General features: G+C 82.4%; 1 protein-coding gene and 1 pseudogene. One reads left to right on the plus strand and one right to left on the minus strand.

Going from position 1 to position 1,316, the window contains the following annotated elements:
• A partial coding sequence (locus tag V6V16_RS27690; protein ID WP_442934167.1) for a hypothetical protein occupies window positions 1–648 on the plus strand: 648 nt, incomplete at its 5' end.
• A 10-nt stretch (window positions 649–658) separates the two neighbouring features.
• Here the strand turns inward: V6V16_RS27690 and V6V16_RS27695 are convergent.
• Window positions 659–1,316 (minus strand): annotated as a pseudogene (locus tag V6V16_RS27695) (serine/threonine protein kinase); the annotation flags it as partial.

Raw genomic sequence — 1,316 nt, forward strand, 5'->3', positions numbered from 1 at the left:
CCGGCGGGGCCCGCCGCCGCGCGCGACAGCCGCCGGGGCTCGACCGGCGCGCCGCGCGGCCGTGGCGGCTCCCGGTCCTGCGCGCCCCGGCTCCTCGGGGTCGCGCTGTTCGCCGTGGCCGTGGCCGTGGCGGTCGCGGGGTGCGGCGGCGGCGAGGCGCCCGTCTCCCCCCTGCCCGTGCAGGCGCCGACCGCGCCGGTGACGCCGTCCTCCGGCTCCCCCGGCCCGCCGTCGGCCTCCCCGCCGTCCGTCTCCCCGCCCGGGCCGGGCACCGCCGGCACGTCGGCCGTCGCCCGCCCGGCCCCGCCGCCCCGGCCGGCAGCGCCCCCGACGACGGCCGCGGCGCGTACGCCGGCCGCGACCCGGTCGCCGAGCGGGCCGCCCGGCACCTGCTTCGGCGCGGTCCGCCACGACCTGGTGCTGGCCGAGACCGAGCTGGCCCTGGTCCGCTCGCTCTGCTTCGCCACCGGCGGGGTGCTGCGGATCATCGGCATCGGGCCGGGCGAGGTGACCGTGGACCGGGAGGACCTGGTCTCCCGCAGCTACGAGGCGGGGGTGGTCGACATCCGGTTCGTCCGCCCCGGCACCGTGGTGGTGCTCATCCCGCAGGGCGGCACGACGTACCCGGTCACCGTCGTGGCGCGGTGACCGGTGGGGCTCACCGCACCCGCACCCCGGCCAGCAGGGTGTCGACGAAGTCGGGCCGGCTGCCGGCCGGGGGCGTGACCTGCACGTAGATCAGGGCGGCGCGGCCGGGCGCGAGCCCGGCGGCCTCGACGATCTCGGGCCGGCCCCGGTCGCAGGTGAACCCGGCCACCACCCAGTCCACGCCCGCCTGCCGGGTGCGGCGCACCGGGGCGGCGACGCACGCCGCGTGCGGCCGCTCGGCGACGAAGCCGGCGGGGGTGGCCCACGCGGCGATGTCGGCCGACACTCCGACGAAGGCGCCCGGCACGGTCGGGTCGACCGCCCACCGGCGCGGGTCGGGCGACATCACCAGGGCCGGTTCGAGCCGGCCGTCGGGGCCGTACCGGCCGGCCCAGCCGGTGCCGGCGGCCCGCCATCCGGGCGGCAGCGCGACGGTGACCGGGCCGACCGTCCAGCTTCCGGCGTCCCGTGGGCCTGTGGCGTCGTCGCCCGCGGTGGAGCCGGCCGCGACGAGGGCCAGGACGCCCAGCGCCAGCAGGCCGGCCCGCCGGGCGGGCGGCCGGCCCCCTCGGCGCGCGGGCCGGGCCGGGCGCCCGACCGGGCCGGCGGCCCCGCCGGTGCGGCGCGGCACGGGGCCGCCGGTGCGGCCCGGCACAGGGCGGCACGGA

This window comes from Micromonospora sp. CPCC 205561 (assembly GCF_036906775.1).
Taxonomy (GTDB): domain Bacteria; phylum Actinomycetota; class Actinomycetes; order Mycobacteriales; family Micromonosporaceae; genus Micromonospora.